This window comes from Arthrobacter saudimassiliensis, from assembly GCF_059090665.1.
The window spans coordinates 771,579-777,983 of record NZ_JBNHFX010000003.1 but is presented as its reverse complement, the minus strand read 5'-3'; the positions used below and the strand labels follow the sequence as shown (position 1 = coordinate 777,983).

The window sequence follows — 6,405 nt, the reverse complement described above, 5'->3', positions numbered from 1 at the left end:
TCCCATTCCGAACCCGGAAGCTAAGACCCACAGCGCCGATGGTACTGCACCCGGGAGGGTGTGGGAGAGTAGGTCACCGCCGGACAACCATTAACAGGGAGGGCCCCGCACCGACGCGGGGCCCTCACCCATTTAACAAGCCCACCCTCAGCAGCCCGCCCGCCGCCAGGCCGGCACGGTCATCCTCCCGCACCACCCGTCCCGGACGGCATGCCCGTGGGAGATGTGCTGTCGGTGGGGGACACGCTGTCGGTGGGGGACGCGCTGCCGGGGCCGGCTCCGCCCGTCGTCGCGCCGCCGTTCCCCGGCGTGGGATTGTTCGGTTCGGTCGTGGCATTGGGGGTGGAGCTCGGCAGGATCTCGTCGGATTCCTGGTCGTTGCCGGCGTTGGCGATCAGCGCGATGACCACCACCGCGGCCACGATGACCAGGAGCACCAGGGGAACCCAGAACCGTGTACTGCGGTACCAGGGCGGGCGTTCCCGGCGTTCCCGGTCCTGTGCGTCCCGGTTCCAGTCGCCGGGGCTGGGCAGGTTGTTGGACATGTTCGGCTCCTCAGGGGTGGAGGCCAGCAGTCCCTCCCAGTATGGATGGACGGCGGCCGGGGAGGGGAGCCCCGTGCCGCTACCGGGCGTCGTCGGCGGTCAGGTCGTCGAGCGTGAGGGCGGCGGTGATCAGCGCCAGATGGGATAGTCCCTGCGGAAAGTTTCCGAGGAAGGCGTGATCCGACTCGCTGATCATCTCGGTGAACAGCCCGACGTCGTTGGCCAGGGCAACTGCCTGGTCCATCATCTCGGCAGCTTCCTCCAGCCGGCCCACGTGCGCCAGGGCCGAAACCATCCAGAAGGTGCAGGCAACGAAGGCGCCTTCCTCCTTCTCGGCCCCGCTGTACCGGTACAGCAGCGGGCCCCGCCCGAGCTCGGCACGCAGCGCGTCCAGGGTTGCGGACATCCGTTCGCCCCGGTCGAATCCGCTGATGGCGTGCAGCAGGATGGACGCGTCGAGCTTGTCGCTGCCCGGATACCAGACGTACGCCTGCCGGTCCTCGGACCAGCAGTTCTGCTCCACCCAGCGCCGGATGCGGTCCCGTTCGGCGCCCCACCGCTCGGCCCTGCCGGGAATCTGACCGGTCTCCGCCAGATGCACAGCGCAGTCCAGGGCATGCCAGCAGCCCAGCTTGGAGGTGGTGAAATGCTGCTCTTCGTGCAGCTCCCACATGCCCGCGTCCGGCCGCTGCCAGACGTCGCAGGCCAGGTCGGCGAGGTCGGCCAGCATCCGTCCGGTTTCGATGTCCAGTTCATGTCCGGCGTCGACATACAGCCGCACGATGTTGAACAGGTCGCCGTAGACGCCCATCTGCAGCTGTCCTGCGGCGTCGTTGCCGCACACCACCGGGCCGATGTTCCGCCAGCCCGGAGCGTCCTGCAGCTCGGCCAGGGGGGCCGAGCTGCCGTCCAGTGCCGTGAAGATGTGCAGGTCGGTGCCCTGGGCGCGTGCCCGGCGGAGCATCCCGGCCACGGCGGCATGGACCTCCTCCCGCAGCCCGAACCGGGTCAAAGCGTTGAGCATGTAGGCCGTGTCGCGGATCCAGGCGTATCGGTAGTCCCAGTTTTTGCCGCCGGTCAGGCTCTCCGGAAGCGACGTGGTCGCCGCCGCAGCGATCGCTCCCGAGGGACTGTGGATGAGCAGCTTCAGGGCCAGGGCGCTGCGCTCGACGTCGTCCGCCCAGCGTCCGTCGTAGCGGAACTCGTCGTGCCAGGCCTGCCAGTTGCGGATGGTGCGGTCAATGCCGGCGTCGATCATCTCCGGGCCGGGCAGGGGGAGCGGTTCGCCGTGCGTGGAGACCAGGGCGACCAGGTGCCGGCTGCCGGGCCCGGTGGTGAACCCGCCGCAGACGCCGCGGTCATCGACCCGGCTGGTCATCTCTCCCATCGTCTGCACGCCGAAGTGGTTCTGCTGCACATGCAGCACGTGGCCGTTGGCTGTTTCCTCCACCCACGGCGAGGCGGTGCGGAAACGGCTGCCCGGGCGGACCTCCCACGCCATCTCCACGCTGCCGTCGACGCCTTCGACGCGGCGGGCCAGTTCGCCCCAGGGCAGCCGGCCGGCAATCCCGGTATTGAGCGCATCGGTGACACGGACTGAGCCGGTATCCGTGGTGAAGGTGGTCTCCAGGACGTTGGTCCCGGACACGTACCGCCGGCTTACCCGGAACTCCGCGGCCGGGCGGAGGGAGAAGAACCCGCCCCGGCCGGCATCCAGCAGGCGGGCGAAGGAAGGCACCGAATCAAGGTCCGGCGTCGGATACCAGTCCACCGACCCGTCCGCCGCCACCAGGGCGACGGTACGCCCGTCGCCCAGGGCGGCGTAGCTGCGCAGATCAACGTATCCGTCGGTTCGGTCCGGCTGCGGGGCGGCCTCGGCGCTCATGGTCTCCGTTCAACGATCGGCAGCAGATGCATCCATAGTAAGCATGCTGTTGAACGCCCGGTTCCCGGGACGGAAGCGGATCAGGGGCGCCCGGCCGCCGGCGGCTCGAAGATCCAGGGTTCCCGCGGCAGGCGGGCGGGGTCGAAGGCCGCCAGCGCTTCAGGCAGCCCGTCCGTGGGCAGGCCAAGGGAACCGAGGACCTGCGCCACCACCTCGGGCACCTCCCAGCCGGCCTCCGCCAGCGCGGCCAGGGTCACCGCGCCGTCGCGCTTGGCCAGCCGCCGGCCCTCCCGGTTGAGCACCAACGGCACATGCGCGTACTCCACCGGGGGATAGCCGAGCAGCTCCGCCAGGTACGCCTGGCGCGGCGTGGACGGCAGCAGGTCCTCGCCGCGGACCACCTGGTCCACCCCCTGCAGCGCGTCGTCCACCACTACGGCCAGGTTGTAGGCAGGCACGCCGTCATTGCGCAGCAGCACCAGGTCGTCGACGACGCCCGTGTAGTCCCCGTGCAGGACGTCCCGGACCGTGCGCGAGCCGACCCCGGCCCGCAGCCGGAGCGCCGCCGGGCGCTCGCGCCGTCGTCGGGCCCGCTGCTCCTCGGTGAGGTTTCGGCAGGTGCCCGGGTAGGCGCCCTCCGGTGCGTGCGGGGCGCGCGGCGCCTCCGCGATCTCGCGGCGGGTGCAGAAACACTCGTAGACCAGCCCGGCGTCCTGCAGCCGGTGCACCGCCTCCCGGTACACGTCGCCGCGCTCGGACTGGCGGACGGCCTGCGCGTCCCAGGTGAGCCCGACGGCGGCCAGGTCCCGCAGCTGCGCCTCTTCGGCTCCGGCACGGGCCCGGTCCAGGTCCTCCACCCGGACCAGGAAGCTCCGGCCGCTGCTGCGGGCAAACAGCCAGGCCAGGATGGCGGTGCGCAGGTTGCCGACATGCAGCTCGCCGGAGGGGCTGGGGGCGAAGCGGCCGGCACCGTGGCGGGGGATCGGGGTCTCGGCTGGCACGCCTTCCAGCTTACAAGCGCCGCGCGGACTCCTCCGGCAGCCCGAAGGTGCCCAGCATCTGCGCCAGCAGCCGCCCGCCGCTGGATCCCCATTCCCCGTCGCCGAGGTTCCCGGCGAGGTTCAGCAGCTTGGCCCGCAGCGATTTCTCGTCGTCGGTGAGGGCCTCGTAGTAGCCGTCGGCGAGTAGGTAGGAATGGCTGTCCGTGGCGTGCGCGAGCAGCATGTCCAGGAAAATCTCCAGGGTGCGGGCCGCTTCCGGCACGTCACGCTCCTCACCGCGGCTCATCGGGACCAGCTCGAGCCGGTTCTGCCATGCGCGGCGGTCCAGCGGATCCACGAACAGGGTGAGGGCGGTGGCCAGCTCCGGGTGGGACTGTTCATCCCGGGGCAGCGCCTGCTGGACGGCGTGGACTATCTCATGGAAATGGTCGTCGGCCAGCCCGAATCCCACGAAGAGCAGGTGCTGGGTGATGAAGGTGGCCTTGACCAGGGCCGAGAGCGCGTCCCGGCGGGAGTTGTAGCCGAGGTAATCGTCCCGGGTGAGCACGATGGACTCGGGCCGGGTCACCGAGCCGTGCAGCTTCAGCAGCCAGCGGGCGCTGCGGGCGGTCGCCTCTTCGGGAATCACCGTGCGCGGCAGCCCGGCGTCGTCTGCCGCCATCTCGAACAGCGAGTCGTAGTTCAGCGTGATGGACTGGGTGGTGGGCAGGGTGGCGAGCAGGGCCGGCGCCAGCCCGTACCGGGGCAGGTCCAGCTCCCGGGCAATGGCGGTGTTGAAGTCCTCGAGCCCGCTGTCTTCGAAGATGCGGCGCAGGATGCTGGCCTGGTCCAGCGGGTTTTTCATCGCAAGCCGGTCCCGGGCCTCCGGCTCCAGGCCCGCCCGCACCGCAAGGCGGCGCAGCAGCTGTTTCCAGCTGGGCCCGCCGGCGCTGATGCTTACTCCGCCGCCCATGAAGGGCACCAGCTGCCCCGCGTGGGCGATGTCCGCCAGCTCGACGGCCTTGCGCTGCAGGTCCTCGGCCAGCTCGTCCCACCATCCCGCGGTGCGGCGCCGGATGGCCTCCGCCATGGCGAAGTCCTTCTCGTCCTTGAGCACCAGGACCACATCCACCCCGTGCTCGGCCGCCGACTCCCGGACCTGCTCCAGCAGCTGCCGCATGGCATCGCCCCGGACCGCGCCGGCACCGCCTCCGCCGGTGCCGAACAGCGGCATGGCGAGCAGCGGGTTGGGCCGGGCCGAGGCCAGGCGCGGGGCATCGGCGGAGCCGTGGCGTCCGGCGTCCGACGCCGCGGCCCTGCTGTCCCGCTCCCGGCGGCGGAGGCGCGCGTGGCGGGCTCCCGCGGCGATGAAGCTGCGCAGGGCCGGGCGGAAGTCCTCGACCTGTTCGGTGGCATGGAAGGGACCGGCCGTGGGGATGGGCATCGGCTCCTCCACCGGCCATCCGGTGAGCGGATTGGCCAGGATGCGGCCGTCGTCGAACTCCGGGCAGTGGTGGGCCGGAAGGGCGGTTTCCAGGCCCGGCACGTCCCGCAGCCAATGCGGCCGGACGTGGGAATGCCGGTCGCTGGGAAGCAGCCATCCGTCGCAGGCAATGTTGGTGACGTTGCCCATCGTGACGAATACGTGCGATCCGGCCATGGACCCATTATGGCCGGTAGGGTCAAAGACAGCAGCTGGAACAACAGGGGGGGACAGTGGACAGACAGCAGGAGCCGCAGCAACCGCAGGAACCGGACGACGACCGGTCCGGAGCCGACGGCGGTCCGGCCGACGAACCTCCGATGACGCCCTGGGGGCACGCGCCGGGAAATCCCTACGTGCAGGGCGACCCTACTTCGCCGGGCGCGCCCTATGGGCAGGGCGCCTACGGGCCGGCAGGGTACCCCGGCTCCGCCGACGCGGGTTATCCGGAGTATCCCGGCACGGCGTCCGCGGGCTACCCGGGCACCGCGCCCGCAGGATATCCGGGGACCGCCGGTGCGGGTTCCCCGGGCTACCCGGGGTATCCCGGCTACCCGACAGGTCCCGGCTACCCGACAGGTCCGGGCTATCCCGGCTACCCGGGCTACGGGTACGCCGGCATGCCGGGGCCGGTTTCGGAGCCGGGCAAGGGACTGGGCATCGGCGCGCTCGTCACCGGAGGCCTCGCCCTGCTCAGCTGCTGGATTCCGTTCGTGAACATAGCGGCGATCCTCCTGGGACTCGTCGGCGTCGGGCTGGGCATCGCGGCCGCGGTGAAGGGCAGCCGGGCCGGCACCAGCAGCAAGCCCATTGGCATTACCGCCATCATCCTGGGCGCCGTCGCCGCCGTGATGGCGGTGCTGATCAACCTCGCCCTGTCGGCCGCCGTCTACAGCTCCGTGGAGAGCGTCCCGGGGCCGGTGGTGGAGGACGCGCCGGGGCCGGCAGGTGAGGAGGCAGAGCCGCCCGCCGGGTACGAGGACTATTCGTATGACCTGGCAGAGTCCAGCGTCGAAGAGATCCTGGCCGCGCCGTCGTCCGCTCCCGGCGAGAGCGCCACGGTCGGAACCTACACGGTCACCCTTGCCGAGGTGAACCTGGACGCCACCGAGGAAGTCCTGGACCGCTTCCCCGATACCCCGGAGCCGCGCGATGCCTATGCGCTGTTCACCTTCACCGGCACCTACAACGGCACCGAGCCAGGCGTGCCCTGGCTGGACCTGCAGTCTGAGTTCGTGGGAGCCGACGGGCGCAGCTACAGCCCGCTCAGCTGCCCGATGCAGCGCGATCCCAGCCGCTTTGATCAGCCCCGCGTGGCACCGGGTGCCGAGATCACACGTGAGGTCTGCATCGCGCTGCCGCCGGAGGCCCTCGGGCCGGAGGCCAGGATCGGGCTGCAGATGGTCCTCGCCGAGTCCGGGAACGACGACGTCTACTGGCGCCTGCCCTGATGCGATTTGCTCTCCGGCGGCCGGAAACCGCCGCCGGGGAGCGCATCCCGGCCACGGCGGC

General features: G+C 70.9%; 5 protein-coding genes and 1 rRNA gene. 2 read left to right on the top strand and 4 right to left on the bottom strand.

Going from position 1 to position 6,405, the window contains the following annotated elements; genetic code table 11:
• Nucleotides 1-85 (top strand): 5S ribosomal RNA (gene rrf / locus AC5RV6_RS14740); the annotation flags it as partial.
• Nucleotides 86-179: 94 nt separating this feature from the next.
• On the opposite strand, the gene AC5RV6_RS14735 is transcribed toward rrf, so the two are convergent.
• The 4 genes from AC5RV6_RS14735 to AC5RV6_RS14720 all read right to left on the bottom strand — a co-directional run bounded on the left by AC5RV6_RS14735 (nucleotide 180) and on the right by AC5RV6_RS14720 (nucleotide 5,070).
• Nucleotides 180-545 (bottom strand): hypothetical protein, encoded by a 366-nt coding sequence (locus tag AC5RV6_RS14735; RefSeq protein WP_494008071.1) that lies wholly within the window; start codon nucleotides 543-545, stop codon nucleotides 180-182.
• Between the two features lie 79 nt (nucleotides 546-624).
• Nucleotides 625-2,430 carry a glycoside hydrolase family 15 protein gene (locus tag AC5RV6_RS14730; RefSeq protein WP_494008070.1) on the bottom strand — a complete coding sequence of 602 codons (1,806 nt, stop codon included), beginning with the start codon at nucleotides 2,428-2,430 and terminating at the stop codon, nucleotides 625-627.
• Nucleotides 2,431-2,510: 80 nt separating this feature from the next.
• Complete coding sequence (gene gluQRS, locus AC5RV6_RS14725) at nucleotides 2,511-3,431, bottom strand: tRNA glutamyl-Q(34) synthetase GluQRS (RefSeq protein WP_494008069.1); 921 nt, start codon at nucleotides 3,429-3,431, stop codon at nucleotides 2,511-2,513.
• Nucleotides 3,432-3,441: 10 nt separating this feature from the next.
• Nucleotides 3,442-5,070 (bottom strand): SIR2 family protein, encoded by a 1,629-nt coding sequence (locus AC5RV6_RS14720; protein WP_494008068.1) that lies wholly within the window; start codon nucleotides 5,068-5,070, stop codon nucleotides 3,442-3,444.
• Between the two features lie 56 nt (nucleotides 5,071-5,126).
• On the opposite strand from AC5RV6_RS14720, the gene AC5RV6_RS14715 reads away from it, so the two are divergent.
• Nucleotides 5,127-6,344, top strand: coding sequence for a hypothetical protein (locus AC5RV6_RS14715; protein WP_494008067.1), 1,218 nt, complete (start codon nucleotides 5,127-5,129; stop codon nucleotides 6,342-6,344).
• The last annotated feature ends 61 nt before the right edge of the window (nucleotides 6,345-6,405 follow it).

Bases quoted from the DNA above. Each gene is read 5' to 3' on its own strand.
- AC5RV6_RS14735 (WP_494008071.1), bottom strand. From the start codon at position 545: ATGTCCAACAACCTGCCCAGCCCCGGCGACTGGAACCGGGACGCACAG.
- AC5RV6_RS14730 (WP_494008070.1), bottom strand. From the start codon at position 2,430: ATGAGCGCCGAGGCCGCCCCGCAGCCGGACCGAACCGACGGATACGTT.
- AC5RV6_RS14720 (WP_494008068.1), bottom strand. From the start codon at position 5,070: ATGGCCGGATCGCACGTATTCGTCACGATGGGCAACGTCACCAACATT.